The organism is Brucella anthropi ATCC 49188 (genome assembly GCF_000017405.1).
Taxonomy (GTDB): domain Bacteria; phylum Pseudomonadota; class Alphaproteobacteria; order Rhizobiales; family Rhizobiaceae; genus Brucella; species Brucella anthropi.
The window spans coordinates 1-18,126 of sequence record NC_009670.1 but is presented as its reverse complement, the minus strand read 5'-3'; the positions used below and the strand labels follow the sequence as shown (position 1 = coordinate 18,126).

The following is an 18,126-nucleotide window of genomic DNA, read 5'->3' as shown; positions in this document are numbered from 1 at the left end:
GAATATACAAATTATTTGACTATTTTGCAATTCCGGCGGTTCTGCGTATGTGAACAGCCGAAGGCAGCGTAGAAATACAACTTGTCCCCCCCGATCAGCGGGGACAAGCGATGGAAGCGATCAGGCTGCCTGCTCAACACCGTGGCTCTCCTCACGCATCGAGGCGGCCAATGCCTCATCGACATCGCTCAACTGGCGACGCTTTAAAGCAAGTTCCTCAGCGAAGGCGAAGCTGCCGCCCTCACGGGTGCGATATGAGGCGAGCCGTCGGCGGGCGTCTTCGAGACGATGGCGATAACGATCACGCTCCTCCCCGAACCCGTCGAGCGCATGTTCGAGGCGGGAGATCGCCCCGAGCGGCGTTACCGTGACGGCTAGGTCGATCTCGTAGTCCGCACCGGTGCGCTGCAGCAGCGTCGCATAACGATAACCGTCCGCCTTGCCAAACCGTTCGCCCTCATAGATGAGATCGAACCCGCCGATCGATGCGAGATGAACCTCCCCATGCTGGCGAAGCTGTACGAGCGTCAGGATTTCCCGCATCAGTGCCCGGCCAGCCTCCTTGCGTTCATCGTGGACCTCACCCAGAACGGTCATGGTGAAGGAATCCGCCGCGGTCGGAATCAGCCGTATCAAGTCCTCACCGATCTCAGCGATCCGGCGGGTCGCCGTTTCGATGTCACGCTTGGCGTCACGGATCTGGCGTCGAACGGCATATTGATCGTCGTCGTGGGCAGCACGCAACCGTTCGAGCCGGGCGATATCGGCCTCCAGACCTGCCTTTTGCATCAGCCTCTCGTCACCACTGGCGATCGCTTTCGCCATTGCGAACTGGTTGGCCTGGCCCTCGCCGAGATCTTCAAGCCTGCGGATCGAGGTATCGCCGCTCAACGCCGCAGCGATGAACCTCGCCTTGCGCTCATTGTTCTGCCACATGGATGCATCGAGACTGCCCTCCGTCGCGTAGGCGAAAATATCGACCTCGTCATGCTGATTGCCCTGACGGACGATGCGTCCTTCGCGTTGTTCGATCTGGGAAGGCAGCCACGGCACGTCGAGGTGATGCAAGGCTTTGAGGCGCAACTGCGCATTAACACCTGTTCCCATTGTCTCGGAGGATCCGAGGAGGAACCGCACCCTGCCGGCACGCACATCGCCGAACAACCGTTGCTTGGCCTCGGTCTTCTTGTAGTCCTGCATATAGGCAATTTCGGAAGCGGGCACGCCGAGCCGGATCAGTTCATCGCGTATCCAACGATAGGCGGAGAAGCCACGTGTCTTCTCGACATTCATGGTTCCGAGATCGGAAAAAATCATCTGGGCAGCACCCGGCACATCGTAATCCTTGCCATCCGGGCGGCGGAAAATGCTTTCACCTGTCTCCTGCCAGATCCGGAAAGCGTTGCGCACAAGCATGTTCAGCTTGTTTTCGTCCTCGTTATCATTCGCCGGCATGACCAGACGAAGATCGATCGCCGCGTGGCGGCCGTCGGTGATCACCGACAGGAGAATGTCGTCACCGGGCTGCGCCGGTCCCTCACGCATCTCGATTGCCTTGATGCGCGCTTCGAGGATCTGCTGATACATCTTGAAGGCAGGCGTCGGCTTGGCGGTGACGATCTGGCGGCGGCCGGTCGAAATCGCCGGCACCCTGACATATTCGCGAAGATCGTCGGGCATCACCACGTCGGCGAAGGCCCGGAACATGGCGATCAGCTCCGGGACATTCACGAAGCTCGCAAAGCGGCTGACGGGTCGGTACTTGCCGGACGGCTGGATCTCCAGCTCGGTTGACGTATCGCCGAAGCAGCTTGCCCAGGCGTCGAACTCGTGCAGGCCACGTTCGGCAAGCGCGTCATGTCCGAGCAGCCGCTGGATCGAGAACATCTCGCCGAGCGTGTTCGTGATCGGGGTCCCCGAGGCGAGCACCAGCGCGCGGCCGGGATTGCGAGTTTCGATGTAGCGGGATTTCACATAGAGATCCCAGGCGCGCTGCGAACCGTTCGGATCGATGCCCTTGAGCGTCGACATATTTGTCGCGAACGACAATTTGCGAAATTCCTGGGCCTCATCAACGACGATCTGGTCGACACCGATCTCGGAGATGGTCAGAAGATCGTCCTTGCGCGTCGAAAGCGCTTCAAGCCGTTCCTGCAATCCCTCCTTCAATCGTTCCAGCCGCTTGCGTGAGACACGATCCTCGCTGTCGACCCGGGTCAGCAATTCCTCATAAAGCTCCAGTTCGTCGTGGATCATCTGTTGTTCAAAGGCGGAGGGAACACCGATGAACTTGAAAGCCGAATGGGTGATGATGATCGCATCCCAGGTCGCGGTCGCGGCGCGGGAGAGGAACCTCGCCCGCTTGTCCTTGGTGAAGTTGGTCTCGTCCGCAACAAGGATGTTGGCGGATGGATAGAGCGCCAGGAACTCTCGGGCGGCCTGTGCAAGGCAATGTCCTGGCACGACCTGCATGGCTTTGGCGATCAGGCCCAGACGCTTCTGCTCCATGATCGCGGCGGCCATCGTCATGGTTTTTCCCGCCCCGACAGCATGCGCGAGGTAGGTGGAACCAGCGGAGATGATGCGCCAGATGCCACGCTTCTGGTGAGAATAGAGGCGGAAGGCGGCGCTGGCGCCCGGCAGTTTCAGATGCGAACCGTCAAAAGCCCGAGGCGCGATGTTGTTGAACCGGTCGTTGTAGATTCTGGCCAATCGATCGGTGCGATCCGGATCGGTCCAGACCCACTTCTGGAACGCCTCCTTGATCTTCTGAAGCTTGTCGCGCGCTGCTTCGGTGTCGATCACATTGAAGATGCGCCGCTCGCCGCCGACGTCCTTGATCGTATCGAAGATCTGCGGCACGCGGGAGTTCAGTGCATCGGCGAGCAGTTCGCCGGCATCGCGCCGGCTGGTGCCCCATTCGGACGTACCTGCTGCACTGTATCCAAGCTGGCGCGCCTCGACCGTCCAGCTGCCGAGTTCCGGCATGTGGTGGATACGGATCTCGGCGCCCATCAACTCCTTGACGAAATCCACGACGTCGGATGCGGGGATCCAGGGAGCACCGAGGCGGGCGGTAATATCGGAAGGCCGAAGATCGGCCGGCTGGACCGCCTGCAGGGCACGGACATTGCGCTCAAAAGCTGGATCGAGTTTGGCCGCTGCTTCCGCTTCTGTCATCCTGGTCCGAACCGGACCCGAGAGATAGGCATCGGAGGTCTGCCAGGAGCCGTCGGTGGGATTCTGGAAGATTGCTTCGCCGAGTTCTTCGATCACCTCCTCGGCGGACATGTGCAGCAGTTCGGCGATGTGTTCGAGATCGACACGGCCACGTTCGTTGAGCACGACCGCAAGCGCATCCCCGGCGCTGGTGATGACAGGCGCAACCGGTGGCGCGATTACCCGTTCGGAGAAGATCGGACCGGGCTTTGCCGTGTCGGTATCGAGGTCGTAGTCCTCGATGGACGCGACCAACCAGCAATCGGGATCGTCCCTGAACGGCGCCAGGTTCGGTTGGCGGTGGGTCTCACGGACCTCACCGGTCTGTTCGTCCTCGCTGATCGAGACGGTAGTATGATTGATCGGGCCGAATTCCCGAACAAAGGCCCCCCAGGCGATGCGCAGCCGGACCTGAAGATCCCGCCAGGGACGATCCTGTTCCTGGGCTTTCAGCACCTCGCGAACGGCATCGCGGATCGGGAGCAATTTGCGGATAATGCGGGCATGCTTTTCCGGAATGCCGTCGCCGCCGCGACCCTTGCGTATGCCGATAGGCACGGGGGAGCCGTCGATCAGTTGCATGAGGGAATTTTGGCTGTCGAGGAAAAAGCTGCCTTCGCGGACTTTGGCATTATCGGGCTTCAGGTCGACGATCTCGGCGAGTTCTTCTTCCAGATCGAGATCAATGATACTCGGCTCGCCATCATAGAGATGTTCGGGAAGCAGCGAGATGGCGTCCTTCAGCAGACCCTCAAGGTTCTCGCCGGGACGCGGCTGGCAGGTATAGGTCTCGCCAAAGGGCCCGGAGGTCAGGGCATGGTCGCCGAGCACGAAGACGGGATGTCTGGCAAACCAGCGATTGACGCGGATCGCGCCCTCATCGGCGGTGGCGGGCCGGATCTCGTCGACGTCAAGCCAGGTGACATCGCCTTCGGGCTCTCCGGCCTTGCGTTTGCGGAAGAACAGGATGTCGACCACGACATCGGTCCCGGCATCTGCGCGAAACGCGCCTTCCGGCAGGCGAATGGCGGCGACAAGGTTGGCCGATTTCGCGATATGCTCACGGGCCGTCGTATCGGCCTTGTCCATCGTACCGTGGGAGGTGACGAAAGCGGCGAGAGCGCCTGGCTTCAGCAGATCGATCGACCTTGCAATGAAGTAATCATGCAGTCTGAGACCCAGGCTGCGATAGTTGCGGTCGGAGCGCACCGTTCGATCAGAAAACGGCGGGTTGCCGATGGCAAGATCGTAGATCACCCCAAGATCGGTGCGGGCGAAATCGCCATTGACGATCCGCGCCTTCGGCTGAAGGAGGCGGACGATCCGGGCGGTGACCGGATCGAGTTCGATGCCGGTGACATAGCTGGAGGCGCGGAATGCCTCCGGCATCAGGGCCGGGAATAGGCCTGTACCGATTCCCGGTTCAAGAACGCGGCCGCCGCGCCATCCCAGACGTTGAAGACCTGCCCATATGGCGCGAATGATGAACTCGGGCGTGAAATGAGCATATTGCGTGCAACGTGCCAGCGAGGCGTAATCCGTCTCTGAAACCACACTTTCCAGCGAACCGCCAAGATCGTCCCAACCGTCCCTGAATTCGACCTCGCCGGGGCGACGGAACATGCCGTTCGCCAGTTCGGAGGCTCCGAAACCGGTGAAGCGGATCAGCCGCTTCTGGTGTTCGCGCGTCACCGGAATATCGAGCTTCTCGATCTCGTTGGCGGAGAGGATGGCGGCGACATTGATCCTGGCGCGCTCCTTCCAGCTTTTCGGAAGGTCGCGATCATCGTCATCGAGATAGAAATTGGCACGATCGCCCATCTTGCGAGGCGACGGTAGTTTCGCCGCGACAACCGGTAACGGGACGATAGGCGCTTCAGGCGCGGCGCTTGTGTTTTCAGGCGTGGCCGGTTCGGGGGCAAATTCTTCGTTCATGCCAAGGCCAAAACCAAGCCCGGAGGAGAGCGCGGTATTGCCGAACATATCGAGGGAAAAGGAATCGTTGGACATCTGGTGAATGCTCCTGAAAAAAGACGAGCGTCATCGACCGGGTGAACCGGCATGACGCTCGCGTGGAAGGGGGAAAGGTTGTGGTTGTAGCGGACGCCGATGCGTCAGCCGCGTTGAATGACCGAGATCTGCATCGCGTCGTCATCGAAGGCGAAAGAGAGATGCGTACCGCCGGGGCTGGCGGCGATCATTGCTTCGAGGCTCTCGGCATCGATGAAATCGACACCGTCGTCGCCGCCGAAGGTCTGGCGTTTGACCTCGAACCAGTCGTCATTTCGCTCGGGGTGGCATTGTTCGGCATAGATGACCAGCGGCTTGCCGTTGTCAGGCAATTTTCCGTTGGACATGACGTAAACCCCGTGGTCCCCGACGAGCCAAAGGCCGGGCTTCTCGCCCTTGCCGGGTTCGAGCCCATAATAGGGGTCACGGAAGCCGCCATTGACTTCTGCATCGGCTCGACCACGTGCGATGACGTCGAGGATGGATTGGACCGGGAAAGTCAACATGTTCGATCCTCCCTCAAACCGCGATGGGAAGTGGCGGGATCTCATTCGCCACCGATGCTGGCCTTGCGGCGGCCGCAGGTGACGGCGGCGTCGGATCCGGATCGTCGTCATTGGCAGCCGCCGGGATGAACCGGCTTTCCGATCCACCAGGCCGACCGGCAAACGATGGAATTGAAGTTGACGTGAAGGACTTGCTGGGCATGCTCTTCTCCATTCTGTTGAGCGACCGATCGCGCGGCCGGAATAAAATCCGCCGGGGCATGTCGTGGCTTTGTGATCGCTGTTTTTCGGGGATGGAGCGGAAGCTCCCCGACGCTTTTCGCGTCTTTTCGGACCTTCCAATCCAGCTTTTCACCGCCGCATTGGCGATGGCCGGTCAAGGGCCGCTTTAGCGGCAAAGCCCGCCCTTGACGGGCCGGAGCCACATGCGGCAGAGGTCTTCTTTTCTTCTCCTTCCCTCCCCTTCCCTTCCCTTCACAGGGTCCGGAACCAGAAACGACGGTCGGCCTCCAGCCGTACATGCTCGGAGCGGGCGTTCCATTCGGACATCAGCCGCGCCTTGCAACGCAGGATCAGGCGTGTCTCGCGGCGGGACCGTTCATCGTCATCGCCAAACAGATCAGGGTGAGCTCGGAGGCACCGCAGAAGACGCTCATTATTCATCGGCGCCATCCCAGACGTCCGCAACGTCATCGTCCAGCCGTACTTCAAAGGGGCCGGGCCAGTCCCGGATCCATTGCGGAGCATCACCTTCGTAACGCAGGTCATCCCTGATCTCAGCCTTGGCATACCAGTCCGCCTCTGTCGGAAACCGTTCGAGAAGCAGCGACCGCGACACGGTCCGGTCTGTCGGCTCGGAGACATCGTCCTCAATCGCCTGATCGTCGCGCCAGATCTGGGGTACGAACGTCAGCGTCACGCGCAGGTCCTCCGATAAAGTGACAGGCAGACGCCGGCGTCCCTCATCCAATGTTTGCAGTTGGTGGTCCGCACCATAGTTCCGGGTTCTCTCATAGACCGGGTCGTCCACCTCATCGACGAGATAACCGACCACTTCCCCGGCATAATCGGCCTCGATCACGCCGTTGCCACGGGGATTGAGGCTGACGGCAAATCCGTTGCCGAACAGACGTTCGTCAGCCGCGGCCATGGTCGCCCGGTGGTTTTCGGCATCGACTTCAACCTTCACCCGGACCACGGCGTAGACATGGACGAAATGCTTTCTGCGCGCAGGATCGCCAGGATCCTTTCCAGCTGCCGACATTGCGGGAGATGGGGCTTGCTCGCTCATCGGTTTGCTCCCTGCTGCACGTCGAGCTTCTTCAGCACGCGGACGGCGGCGTCCTCGAGCGTTGTTGCGAAGTCCGGGCCATTTTCCGTCCATTCGAGCACTTCGAGGACTGCCGGGATAAATCCGTAGTGGAACGGGGCATGACGATCGATCAGCTCCCGTCCAAGATGGTCATGGATCTGAAGCGCATAGATGGCAGCCGGCCGCGCCCAGCGCCGCAGTTCGATCGAACCGAGCTGGGTCCAGTGCAACATCAGAGCATGAATGTTCCGCACCAGCGGCTTGTCGTGTTCGAACAGGATGCGGTAGTCCTGCATGGCCTCCCAGCAGCACAGGGCCGCGTCCAACTGCCGGCTATCAATGTCGGCGATCACTGGCGCCGACGTGGCGAAGGACTCGATGAACCGGCGGATGGTGGTCAGCGAGTTGCGACCGCCCCGATCGAGCATGAACTGGTCGTGCGGGAAACGCCCTGTGATCTGGCGGTCGATCGTGCGGCGCATACGCGCAAGAACCGGATCGGCATTTGAGAGATCAGGCGCACCGGGCGGGTATCGCAGGCCCTCGGCGGGCCTTTGTGTCTCGGTCGCAGCGCGCAGATCCTCAAAGAGATTGTCGCTGGAACGGCCGGCGCATTCCGTTGCGGTGATCAGCATGATGCTGGCGCTGAAACTGTCAGGTCTCTGCGATGAATGCCGGGACCATTCGAGCACGCGCACTTCCGAAAGCGTTTCGGAGCGCGCGACAATGTCCTGCAGAATGAACTCCCAGGAGCTCGGTCGCAGATCGATTTCTATTCTGTCCCGACCATCGATCTGGTCACGCCAGCATTCGGCAACGATCCGATTCAGTTCGCTCTTGGGCACACGGCGAGACGTTTCATAGGCTGCCGAGAGATCGCCCGCCGCCAGGCTGAACGTCAGGGCGGCGCCGCGGTCGGTATAGAGCAATAGCGCGTTGTCGACCTCGCCTGCGTCGAACACGCTGGAGAGAACCAGCCGTTCGAGTTCGGTGATGTCGACGAGTGGGATCGCCGGGTTGATCACGATGGTGGTTTCGAGGTCGTCCATGGGGTTGTCCTTTTTGAAAATGGAAAGGCCCGAAACGATGCTCCGGGCCAGTTGGTCGGAATGAATGTTGATTGACTGCGGCGTTGCGGATGGCGGTCAGGGTACCGACAAAAGCTGCTGCACCTCGTCGGGAGACAGGTGGACGAGAAGTTTGAGAACGGGCCTGAAGCCCGGCTTGCGGACGATAATGGTCCTGAACCCCTTATTGCCCGGCGGCCAGACGTCGTCGGCATAGCCGCCATCGCTACCCGCGCCGTTCCAGATGCGTTCGAGCTCTTCCTCGCGGATGTACGGGACAGGTTCGCCGGTCTCCCGCGCGACAATCGCCGCCCGCATGGCCTCAGGCGTCACGGCGGGATCGGTGACGCTGACGAAACCGTGGAACCAGCGTTCGCCATAACTGGTCACAAGGCTGAAGAGACGGACCGGATCTGCTCGGGGCGCCGCCCTGGGAGCACGATAAGACCACCGGGCCGTAGACGGCCGAGAAACAGACCAGCCATCGCGCGCGCCGCGGGCTCGTCGAGCTCGAACCACTCACCTGCATGCAGGATACCGGTGAAGCGTCGCAGGGACATGGGTGCTGTATCGTGCCTCGAGAGGAGCGCTCGAACTTCAGCAGCAGACGCCGTCCCCGTGTTGATGCGACGGAACGGCGAGAAGAGAGATGTGGTGGGCATCCGGATCGCTCCTTCGATGACGGGGTTCTGTGGTCGGACTGACGTCAGTCCGTCTCGTCGGATGCGAGGCCGTCGAGATAGCCGGCCAGCGCTTCGGTGTGCCGGTTCTGGTCAAGCCAGCGGGAGATTTGCAGCGACAACGTGAAACTGTCCCAACCCGCGGCGGCGGCGATGCCCTCCAGACGGCTCCGGGTGTCATGGCCACCGGTTTCATTCGAGCCGGTGTCTGGCGCCGGCTGCGTTGGGTGCTCGTTCCACATGCGCTCCAGCATGTCGGTCGTCGAGGAATACTGGATCGCCGTCTTCGTGATGCGCATGACACTGCCGCCGAAGCCGTCTGCGCGCATTTTCGTGCAGGTGAAGGCCGCGGTGACGACGATCTCGTCCAATATGGATGAACGACGGGCGATATCCTGAAGGATCTCGTCCCAGCCCGGCCCAGCCGTCAGATCGATATCAAGATCATCCGGAAGATCTTCCTCGGGGGTGGCTTCGTGCTCCTCCAGCAGCTTGGTCACGTAGACGGTGATCCTAGATTCGGTGCTTTGGGACGCATGAAGAGCCTCGCGAAGCTCGCCGATACCTACGGTAATGACGTGGGAAGGCCCACACCAGGAATGAAAATAGAACCCGTCCTCTTCGGCACTTTCATCGAACACGAGCGGCAAGAGGAGAGCTTCGAGAGGGGTGACGTCGTGAAACGGGACGTTCGGGGTTACCACGGTGGGAGAATGATAGTCGGCCATGTCACGCCCCCTCACGCTGCGATGGAAACGGGAAGGTGGCGCAGATGCACGGGCAGTTTCGCAGCGATCTCGTCGTCGGTCAGGTCTTCGAGCAGCTTGAGCGTGGTGCCGGCCGCGCCACCATAGAGGATGATCGTTTTCTTGCCGCGTGAGGCGTGTGGCCAGCGATCAGTGGCATAGCCCCGATAATCATCGGCCGTGCTGCTCCAGATGTGGTCCAGACGCTCATCCCGGGTCATGGCACGCACCGGCCGGGTTTCGCGCTCGGTGATGGCGAGCCGCATGTTTTCGACAGAAGACGTGTCTGAAAGATCGCAATAGCCGTGGAAGTGGCGGATGGTTCCGTCGATGCGCAGCGCGAAGAAGACGCTGGTGATCGATCCGGTCAGAAACTCGCGCATGGCGAACAACGACCCCCGGATCCATAGGGGTGGCAGGATCTCGAACATGTAATCGTGTTCGCTCTCGCGGATCTCAAACCATTCCCCGCTGTAGAGCGCTGTCGCATCATCGTTCCAACGATCAGGTCGCTGGGCGTGGCGGTCGAACATGCGGAACATCTGGTGGCGATCGGCGACCCCCTGATAGACCTTGCGGATTGCGGGTGAGGTATTCATCTTCGGCTCCCTGGGAGTTGTTCCGGACCGATGCGCGGCGCTGCCCTCTCGACCTCACCATCCACTTCAGTCCTTCATTACCCCTTCTCAGCCGCCGGCATCGTGACCGGCCGGGTCAAGGGCCGGCTTCAGGCCGGGCGAAGCTTCCCTTGATGCGGCTGGCGCGAATGCGGCACGCCTTCCCTTTCCCCCCTTCTTTTTCTTCTTTCCGCCTCCCTCTCCTGCAGAGCCTCGTTCCAGTCATCTGCAGGAGGCCGCAATCGCTGCCAGCCACAGCCCGCCTCTTCCGCAAGGGTTCGAAGCCGATCGGCGAACGTGTCGCCCTGCGCGTTATTGTCCGTTGCCGCGACCAATTGGACACCGGAAGGGGCGGCAAGCATGCGCAGCGCCGCATCTGTTGCCGGAGACCAGCCCCCGCCGGTACTGAGATAGAGGGTGCCATCACGCAGACCCTCGAAGGCAGCAAGGCTCATGGCATCGATCGCCGCTTCAGTGACACAGAGCCGGGACGCCACAGACCGGCCGAGGCGAAACAGAACCTTTGTTCCCCCGGTCGAAAAGCCCCTCCATTCCGGGCCTCGCTCCTCCCAGCCCGTAATGGCGCCAAGATCGTTCGTATGGGCGGCCCACATGCTGCCGTAAGGTCCTTCGCGAACAGCGTTCTGGGAAATGGCAGCATGGAGTGTATGCGATGGCAACAACCTTATTTCGGAGAGATAGTGCCAGGTCTGAGAACCAGGCCATGGCCGGCGTTGGCGGTTCCATCGTTCGGCAATTGCAAGGTTTGGCCCTCGGACACGATTAACCGTGCGTCTGGCGGTTCCTTGCGGGACATAGCCGATCAACTCGGCGACGCGATCGCGTGCTGCCCTAAAGCCTCCGCCATCCAGATGGGCGACGAGCGAGAATACATCACCCTTGGCTTCGGAAAGCGGGTCAAACCAGCCGTGACCGTCATGAATCATGATGATGATTTCGCTGTCACGGCGATATTTTACCGCCCGCAGGGTGCTCTCTTTCAGATCGATGACGAAGCCCGCTTTTTCCAGCACCGCAGAGCATGGCACACGAATGCGCAGTTCCTGGATTTCTTTCTTTTCCATTCTCTTTTCGGCATTTCTTGCCGCCCTCTTTTCCACTTGGGTTGCCTTCCCACACATTTTGCGGGACCCCATCTGACAGCCGCGAAGAGCATGCGGAGGCAAGGGCGCGGCGGGAGTTGCCGGCAGGTCCGGAACCACAAGCGCCACCTGCCCGCCGCGGCGAAGCTTCCCTTGCCGCCGCCGGCTCGCAAGCGGCACCCGAGAGGGCAAGCCGGCGGCGTCTTGAGCCGGCTTCATCAGGCTCGGCTCGATCAAGCCGCTGCTAGCGAACGAAATGTCACTAAAGAGCGGCAACCTCCATCCGGACCGTTGGAAAGTTGGCTGGCGAAACACTCCAGGCTTTCACCTAGCGCCCATTTTGACTGCCACAGGCCCCTTCCACGCCATTCTGCGGATATGCCGATATTCGCAATGTCGAGGGAGCCGTGATCGAAGATAATCGAAGAAATTTCAGGACAAATTCAACAAGATCACATATCGTCCGCAGCGAAGCGGTACGCGCCGCTTCGGGGCGTCGAAACCCCTCATACCCGGTTGGTGCCACCCGTAAGGCACCAGACTCCTTGACCTTTGCGGTCGGGGGACCTGTGGCGTATGCAATAGGTTCTCCGGAACTAAAGGCCATGGGGCCGTGGTATGCGGTTTCGAATCCCCCGATCACCAGGGGTCAATGAGCATTGAACGGCGGGGGCGCACCGCCGAAATTGCTTTAGGAGAAACCATTGGCACAGGACATTGCCTTCACCTTTTACACATATTCAAATGCCGGTGTAACCGCCGAGGAGCGTTGGAAGCCAACCGGCATTCCAGATGTTTTCTTTGACAGTCATGAAGAAGCTCAGCGCGCCTTGAAAGAAATGCGCGCAGATATAGTAGCCGACCCCGAGATGGAGTGGCCGGTTATGAACATAGAAAAAGTAGTAACAGTCCCCGTCAACTCAGAGAGTATACTTGCGTTATTGAATAAGGGCTTAGGTTCATTTGTTCAGCGTTACGAAGTTGTTGAGAGTATTGGGCCGTCGCAATGAACTCCATGTTCGCCGATGTGCGCCGGGATCCGGGTCAATCAGCACGGTCATTGCGCGAGGCGATCGCCTGTTGGCCGAGCGGGAAAGATTGTCGCTCCACGCATCATTTGTCTGCACGCCTGAAAGTATCTGTCCTGGGCGTATTTTTGCAGTGAGCACTGCTCCTGCAGCAGTTGCATGTAGTTATGCCGAGCTTCTGGAATTTCGATTTCACCGGCTATCCATTGCTCGATCCAAGCCAGCTGGTATCGGTTTCTTTGGAAAAACTTGCTTGGCGCAAACGGTCAAAAGGCCTTGCAACGGCACGTCCTCGTCGCTCAATTTTCATTTGCAGCAACTCATATAGTCTCGCTCGACGACGCTTTGCATTAAATCGCTGGGGAATGTGCGTAGCGGTTAACGGAATCTCGATTGAGTATCCTCTGCGGATCAATGGGTGCATATTGATCGGCAAGATTCCGCGTCTTGGGCAATGCTGTCCGACTCTTGATGGTTCAGTGTGATGGGCTCATCCCCTCACCCGTTGGACAGAGAAAATCCATGATGCCGCGATCCGACGCTGCCCGCTTCTGCCGACATGTCCGCCGATCGGTGGGCAATCACCTCCCCTCCCCTCTGGGTTCTGCAATAGATTCAGATCAAGCCAGGGCAAAGATTCAAGAGGCGGGATCTTTTCTTCATCCACATTCTTGCCATAACAGGCGTCGAACACATTCACCACTTCCCGCGGCACGGCAATCGGTGTGTTCGATATTCAAGCGCGCAAAGCTCGGGCCACGGACGGGAAGTTCGACGGGCGCACGGAAAGGCGCACCGCCAACAAGGGGTCGGGTGACGAAGCTAACTCACCCCTTCGTTCTCTTTATGTTCTTTCTTGGCGCTACGACAATGAGCCGACGATTATTAAAGGGCCCCGGTGTTGGGGAGTAACAGATACATGCGATCCAATGACAGATGCGGGTCGACAGGGCCTGTCAAAATCTTTGCCAGTCAATCTGGAACACCAGCTAATGATGTGCATTTCCAGCCTATGTCAGACGAGGGTATTGTCGTCGCATAGGGCTCGCACCAACGATCCAACACGAACCCAATGTTCGGTATAGCTACCGTCAAGAGCGGCAGACCCCCTCACCAGATCCGTCTCAAGACCCCGAGAAATCGGGACTAGTTCGACCAAACTTCCATGAGAATCCATGTGAAAGTGAAGACCATGAAGAGGCCAAAGAGCAGACTGCTTATTGCAGCTCGCATAACCTCACTGTAATCGCAGAACCGGCCGGGACGTTGTTTGTGCGCTCTATTCGGGAGCTTGACCAAACTGCGCCGCAGCTGAGGCGAACTGGATGTACGTAGTCCGCCATATTAAGACCCCTGGAAAAACCACGGATGTAGACGGTGATCCGCTCGAAAAGCCTTCGAGCGCATGTGCTATGCGCGCCCTGTTCTTAGAGGTGGGACACCAATGGGAGAGCTTGCAGCAAAAGCTCGTTGAACCTTCAGACGAAGAGCATCAAAAGGCAACCACCAGATTCCACGTGACGCGCGATCCGGACGGCCTCACCTCGGCAAGCGATTGAGCCTGGACATCATCCACTCGTTTTCTTCACGAAGCTTGTTCATCATCAGTCGTTTTAGGTAGCGATTGTCAGCCTCAAGCAACGCGAGTACGCTTGGCGCTGTGTCGTCGTCCTCCGTTCTGAAGAGTTTAGGGGCTATCGGAGGTGCTCGTTTGGCTCCCCTCCCCTTCCGCACCTGAGCTCGGCCTGGCACCGGTTTTGCTGAATCGTCATCCTGCGCCGGAACCATTAATGCGGCTTCGGTAGTCTGATCGTCTAGCGCGCCGACATCCGGGCTTTGCTCCGGCATTCGTTCGCCGCCCGAAGAAAGCGTATGTTGATGTGGTTCTGGCTGCGATTCCAGAATCGATACCGGCGATGCACTATCAGGCGTTAGCGAGCGAGGTGCAGTGCCCGCGTTTGCCAAATCACCCGGTACCATCCCATCGACTTCGATTTGTCGAGCGACGGCCTGCAAATCGAGACTGCCCCAAATTGAGGTTCCTCTTGGCTTCACTTGGCGCCTGTTCGTCTTGTACTCGACGACAAAATTGGGTCGTGGTGTTCTCATGGGTCGTATGTCTGAATTAAATAGAGTCCCAAGACCAATCGACTTGGGCCCGTTATAAAGCGCATGCTCATCAGCTTCATGCGTTCCTATGGCTCGATAAACCTTAATATGATGGCTATTTCAAACCCAGCCTTCGACGCAAATCGGCGTTTTCCGCCCGAAGTTTTTCTGCCAGGAGTTTGCGCAGCCGACGGTTCTCTTCTTCGAGGTGAACAAACTCGGCAAACTCATCATCTTCTGGAATTCCTGACTGGGGAGCGGGTCCCAGCGCTTTTTTCCATTGATAATAGGTTTGGTCAGATATCCCGGCCTTTTCAACCGCGGCCTTGAGGGTATCGCCAGCCGCAACGTGCTCATCAATGTGGCGAACGCGGTCGAGCTTCTCCAGTTCGGTTAGACCGCGGCTTTTCCGCCTTACTTGCTTTTTCGTGTCCCCACGGGCCTTGCCACCTGCAACGCTTCTTGACTTGGAAGGCGACTTCGGACCTCGTTGTTCAATCTCAGTCTGCGGGTCCCCTTCAGCAGGGGTACGGATTTCTTCGTCAGCCATTGATTATCCTCTATTGCTACATGATCTTCTCTGCCACCTCTGATCGCGAGTCAACTCATCCGACAAGCTCGGCAATGGCCCAAGCGCTCATGGTACATAACTCCCCCGTCGCCGCCGTCCTGCGCACCAAAATCAACAGACACAAAAAATCACGGCAGTTAATTATCGCGGGAGCAAACAACGTCGAGTCTGTTGGCTTTGAACGCGCGGCTCAAATCGACAGCAAAGGATACAACATCTGATACTCCTTCGGCATCGCCGCGGTTGGCGGAACGAATTGCGGGCAGGGGAAATCACAACATGGCTTATCGAAAACCGTCTACAGGTATGCAAATTGACCAACAGTCGCGACAGGGAAAAAGACGGTTTTCAAAAATCTTTTTATTTTCAGCGCATTAGTTGCTGTGGGAGCTCCCACAAGATGTTGCCGACCAACTGGTGTTGTTTTTGTCAGAAAGTCGGACCTTCATATTAACACAGCTAGCCCTTGATCTGCAGTCCTCTTCTATATCGGACAGCCTATCGAGCAAACGTGTGACGTCAACCTTCCGTCTATCTGTTTTGCCTCAACGATGAGCCACCCTCTTCAAGCAGGATTGTGCCGCTGAAGCCTGCGACCTCATCCTCGTTCACCGCGATGGACTTGGAGGGGTTTGCCTTGGAGTTTCGTCCAACAGATTGAGGTCTTCACCCCGATCCTGCTGGTGTTATCGCGGGCAGTTCAAGGAAGCCAGATCCGAGAAACAGCGCCGGAACGGTGAAAGCGGCCATCTAACTGTGATAGTTGCTCTGACAGTAGCCTCTGTCAGCGCAGATGTCGGACACGGCTTTCTGGACATGTGATCGATGACCGGAACGCTTTCAACGAAGACATTGCCGAGATACTTGCCTTCGTCATTTTCCAAGAAGGAGATTTCCGGTCTTTTTTTCACTGCCGTGAAAGGGAGGACATCGCCTGCGCTTTTTAGATCCCATACGAGGCGTCCAGGCAACGATACCCGACCAGATCCTCCTCCTGGCTCCTTCTCATTGCAGACTGCCGCGTCGATTGTTGATGAACGGCGTCCCAAAACTCCTTTCGACGAAACCAATACGCAACACTCCTAGATCGACCGACCTGCTGATTGTGGAGATCGGCCAGGTCGATATCATTACCTTGGAATGAATGTACGGCCGCCTGCCAAACCCGATGGATATCGATTAAATTTTTGTCGCAGTTTTGAAGTCTTTAGCAGGCGCTTCTCTCCCATATCCACGTCGGCAAGCGGTAATTTGAGATGCACTTTATCCATTTGGGTCGCCCACGCTCTACCGTGCTTCCGGAAACCGCGGAAGATGGGTTGCGGCTGTAACGGCCGAAACCGAAAGGTAAATCAATCCCGCGACTAGCGGGCTGCGCAAGTGGTCGAACAATCTTTTGTGGCGCGATAGTCTCGCGCTGCCGAGCGCGTTGCATAGATATCGTTCGCCAGTTTCAGCTCGACAACCTTCGCGCAAACGCTGTCTCAAACGTGGCGCAGGTACAACCTTCAATTCATGGCCGAGCTCGCAGGAGGTCTCGTTAATGTATCTCCTGTCTTAGATGCTCATACGCACATTGCCGCGTTCGCAAGAGGTAGCGCCGATCAAGATATGGATGACGCGGCCATGGGGTTTTGTAGCGATCCCGTTTCCAAGCCTTCTGACATCGCTCTTTCGCCCAGCAGAAGAAATGTGTGATGCGTTCCGGCCCTCTCAACTGTTCCCGCCAGGATTTTGCAACGGCACCATCGGCGATGAAAACCGTTGGCCGCCTATGCCTCGTGGTTCGGCAGTGCAATAGACTGCCAGCGCCGCACCAAGACCAAACGAGACCCAAGGGTTCCCGCCAGACCTATCCTGCGCTTCGAGCCTCTCGCCGACTAACGTTGAGGAGCGCCATCACCATAGGCCCGATCGAGAACTCCCCGCGCTCGGCTCGCCGCGTCAGGTCTCTGAGGTATCCTCCCGGAGAATTGATCATATTCGCCTTCTCGAGGATGCAGGCCGCCGCCACCGCAGCGTTTTCAGGCCCCAGAACCTCACAGGCCTCCTGATACGCGGAAGCACTGATACCCAGCATTGAGCGCACGACGACAGCAGCGGACATAAAATCTCGCCAGTGCACAATTTCTCCGTTCTTGCCGTAATCCGCAATCTGCGGGCATGCCTTCATCACCAATCCCAATGGGAACACCTTCGGCGGCTCACTCCGTCTTCCACTAACGGCACTCGGCTTTGCTCCCAGCTCTTTTCTGGAGCGTGGTTCAAGTTCATTTAGGGGTTCGGGTTTTGAATTCTGTATGTGCTGCTCAATATGGGCAGCATTGGTGCTATTATTTATGACTTTATCGTGCATTGCCAGTCGGTTGAGTACTTCTTCCTTCAGTACTCCCATCTCATCGAGCATGGCCGTCGCCTGGCTGAGATCCGGGGAGCGTGGGATACGGGCAATGAGCCCCACATACGTGTCCTCAACAGCTTGCCAATCTCCGTCAGCCCCCTCTTCCATAGCCGCTGTGATTAGCTTCCTGACGTCCCGCCGGCAAACGGTCAGCGCCTCCCTGACTTTCTTGAGGGCCGCGCGGTCGGCCAATATCTGTTGGGCCATCATTGCGAATTCTTCAGCACGAGCGAGCAGGGGAGACAGGTCGAAACCGAACGCGTGATCGACTGTGCCGGATGTATTTTTCCGCGCATAACGCTTGCCGTTAGCGCTGTCCCTTCGGACGATCAGTCCCGCATCGACCAGAACCGCGATATGCCGCCGAAGCGTCGAACCAGGCATGCTGTGCGCTCGCAGTGACAGTTGGATGTTTGATGGGAAAACAATGAGTTGCGCATCCGGACGAAGCTCGTTTTCGGGATAGAAGCTCAGAAGCGCGTCTAGGACCGCGAGGCTGTTTGACTGGATCCCTAACAACTCGATAGCCACCGAGGCGTCGCGGAACACTTTCCACTTGTCTACGCTCTTGCCCGCCCTGATTTCCCCGGCAGTTAGTTGCCGCCGTACGAGGGCAAGAGATATCGGACGCCGTCCGAACGGCGTTGAAACATTTCCTGTCTGCATCGTTTTCTACCTGTCAACAGGCAAAAGAAATTTGTTCGCCAAAATGGCGCCGAAAACTCTTGACGATGATTCTCGAAAATGCGAATCTGAA

General features: G+C 58.4%; 15 protein-coding genes. 3 read left to right on the top strand and 12 right to left on the bottom strand.

Annotated features, from left to right (window positions below; genetic code table 11):
• Nucleotides 1-120: 120 nt before the first annotated feature.
• From OANT_RS23935 to OANT_RS23885, 10 genes are all read right to left on the bottom strand, one after another.
• On the bottom strand, nucleotides 121-5,229 hold the full coding sequence (locus OANT_RS23935; protein WP_011982947.1) for a helicase-like domain-containing protein: 5,109 nt from the start codon (nucleotides 5,227-5,229) through the stop codon (nucleotides 121-123).
• Nucleotides 5,230-5,333: 104 nt separating this feature from the next.
• Nucleotides 5,334-5,735: a DUF3085 domain-containing protein gene (locus OANT_RS23930; RefSeq protein WP_011982946.1), complete on the bottom strand. Its 402-nt coding sequence runs from the start codon at nucleotides 5,733-5,735 to the stop codon at nucleotides 5,334-5,336.
• Nucleotides 5,736-5,748: 13 nt separating this feature from the next.
• Nucleotides 5,749-5,937 (bottom strand): hypothetical protein, encoded by a 189-nt coding sequence (locus OANT_RS26605; RefSeq protein WP_147284762.1) that lies wholly within the window; start codon nucleotides 5,935-5,937, stop codon nucleotides 5,749-5,751.
• Nucleotides 5,938-6,209: 272 nt separating this feature from the next.
• The gene (locus OANT_RS23920) at nucleotides 6,210-6,398 is read right to left on the bottom strand and encodes a hypothetical protein (RefSeq protein WP_125269957.1); all 189 of its coding nucleotides are present in this window, start codon (nucleotides 6,396-6,398) and stop codon (nucleotides 6,210-6,212) included.
• The gene (locus OANT_RS26955) at nucleotides 6,391-7,026 is read right to left on the bottom strand and encodes a hypothetical protein (protein WP_011982944.1); all 636 of its coding nucleotides are present in this window, start codon (nucleotides 7,024-7,026) and stop codon (nucleotides 6,391-6,393) included. Before OANT_RS26955 ends, OANT_RS23920 begins: the two co-directional genes overlap by 8 nt.
• Entirely contained in the window at nucleotides 7,023-8,096 is a 1,074-nt protein-coding gene (locus OANT_RS25180; RefSeq protein ID WP_011982943.1) for a hypothetical protein, read from the bottom strand. The genes OANT_RS26955 and OANT_RS25180 overlap by 4 nt, the downstream gene beginning before the upstream one ends.
• A 96-nt stretch (nucleotides 8,097-8,192) precedes the next feature.
• A complete protein-coding gene (locus tag OANT_RS23905; protein WP_049768469.1) occupies nucleotides 8,193-8,504 on the bottom strand; it encodes a hypothetical protein in 312 nt (103 codons plus the stop codon).
• A gap of 316 nt (nucleotides 8,505-8,820) precedes the next feature.
• Complete coding sequence (locus OANT_RS23895) at nucleotides 8,821-9,522, bottom strand: hypothetical protein (protein ID WP_011982942.1); 702 nt, start codon at nucleotides 9,520-9,522, stop codon at nucleotides 8,821-8,823.
• 11 nt (nucleotides 9,523-9,533) lie between these two features.
• The gene (locus OANT_RS23890; RefSeq protein WP_011982941.1) at nucleotides 9,534-10,139 is read right to left on the bottom strand and encodes a DUF1419 domain-containing protein; all 606 of its coding nucleotides are present in this window, start codon (nucleotides 10,137-10,139) and stop codon (nucleotides 9,534-9,536) included.
• A 128-nt stretch (nucleotides 10,140-10,267) separates the two neighbouring features.
• The gene (locus tag OANT_RS23885) at nucleotides 10,268-11,242 is read right to left on the bottom strand and encodes a DUF3991 and toprim domain-containing protein (protein WP_035226685.1); all 975 of its coding nucleotides are present in this window, start codon (nucleotides 11,240-11,242) and stop codon (nucleotides 10,268-10,270) included.
• 722 nt (nucleotides 11,243-11,964) lie between these two features.
• Between OANT_RS23885 and OANT_RS23880 the strand changes: the two genes are divergently transcribed.
• Both OANT_RS23880 and OANT_RS23875 read left to right on the top strand, forming a co-directional pair.
• Nucleotides 11,965-12,270, top strand: a complete 306-nt coding sequence (locus OANT_RS23880) for an RNA-binding protein (RefSeq protein ID WP_011982939.1) — start codon at nucleotides 11,965-11,967, stop codon at nucleotides 12,268-12,270.
• A gap of 1,343 nt (nucleotides 12,271-13,613) precedes the next feature.
• Nucleotides 13,614-13,847: a hypothetical protein gene (locus tag OANT_RS23875; RefSeq protein ID WP_035226686.1), complete on the top strand. Its 234-nt coding sequence runs from the start codon at nucleotides 13,614-13,616 to the stop codon at nucleotides 13,845-13,847.
• A 665-nt stretch (nucleotides 13,848-14,512) separates the two neighbouring features.
• Here the strand turns inward: OANT_RS23875 and OANT_RS23865 are convergent.
• Nucleotides 14,513-14,947, bottom strand: a complete 435-nt coding sequence (locus OANT_RS23865; RefSeq protein ID WP_011982936.1) for a transposase — start codon at nucleotides 14,945-14,947, stop codon at nucleotides 14,513-14,515.
• 74 nt (nucleotides 14,948-15,021) lie between these two features.
• Here OANT_RS23865 and OANT_RS26805 point away from each other — a divergent pair, with 74 nt between their 5' ends.
• The gene (locus tag OANT_RS26805) at nucleotides 15,022-15,189 is read left to right on the top strand and encodes a hypothetical protein (RefSeq protein WP_155275991.1); all 168 of its coding nucleotides are present in this window, start codon (nucleotides 15,022-15,024) and stop codon (nucleotides 15,187-15,189) included.
• A 1,631-nt stretch (nucleotides 15,190-16,820) separates the two neighbouring features.
• On the opposite strand, the gene repC is transcribed toward OANT_RS26805, so the two are convergent.
• Nucleotides 16,821-18,035, bottom strand: coding sequence for a plasmid replication protein RepC (gene repC / locus OANT_RS23855; protein WP_011982934.1), 1,215 nt, complete (start codon nucleotides 18,033-18,035; stop codon nucleotides 16,821-16,823).
• Between the last annotated feature and the right edge of the window lie 91 nt (nucleotides 18,036-18,126).

Bases quoted from the DNA above. Each gene is read 5' to 3' on its own strand.
- OANT_RS23935 (WP_011982947.1), bottom strand. From the start codon at position 5,229: ATGTCCAACGATTCCTTTTCCCTCGATATGTTCGGCAATACCGCGCTC.
- OANT_RS25180 (WP_011982943.1), bottom strand. From the start codon at position 8,096: ATGGACGACCTCGAAACCACCATCGTGATCAACCCGGCGATCCCACTC.
- OANT_RS23885 (WP_035226685.1), bottom strand. From the start codon at position 11,242: ATGGAAAAGAAAGAAATCCAGGAACTGCGCATTCGTGTGCCATGCTCT.
- OANT_RS23890 (WP_011982941.1), bottom strand. From the start codon at position 10,139: ATGAATACCTCACCCGCAATCCGCAAGGTCTATCAGGGGGTCGCCGAT.
- OANT_RS26605 (WP_147284762.1), bottom strand. From the start codon at position 5,937: ATGCCCAGCAAGTCCTTCACGTCAACTTCAATTCCATCGTTTGCCGGT.
- OANT_RS26805 (WP_155275991.1), top strand. From the start codon at position 15,022: ATGGCCCAAGCGCTCATGGTACATAACTCCCCCGTCGCCGCCGTCCTG.
- OANT_RS23895 (WP_011982942.1), bottom strand. From the start codon at position 9,522: ATGGCCGACTATCATTCTCCCACCGTGGTAACCCCGAACGTCCCGTTT.
- OANT_RS23920 (WP_125269957.1), bottom strand. From the start codon at position 6,398: ATGAATAATGAGCGTCTTCTGCGGTGCCTCCGAGCTCACCCTGATCTG.
- OANT_RS23930 (WP_011982946.1), bottom strand. From the start codon at position 5,735: ATGTTGACTTTCCCGGTCCAATCCATCCTCGACGTCATCGCACGTGGT.
- OANT_RS23875 (WP_035226686.1), top strand. From the start codon at position 13,614: ATGTACGTAGTCCGCCATATTAAGACCCCTGGAAAAACCACGGATGTA.
- OANT_RS23865 (WP_011982936.1), bottom strand. From the start codon at position 14,947: ATGGCTGACGAAGAAATCCGTACCCCTGCTGAAGGGGACCCGCAGACT.
- repC (WP_011982934.1), bottom strand. From the start codon at position 18,035: ATGCAGACAGGAAATGTTTCAACGCCGTTCGGACGGCGTCCGATATCT.
- OANT_RS26955 (WP_011982944.1), bottom strand. From the start codon at position 7,026: ATGAGCGAGCAAGCCCCATCTCCCGCAATGTCGGCAGCTGGAAAGGAT.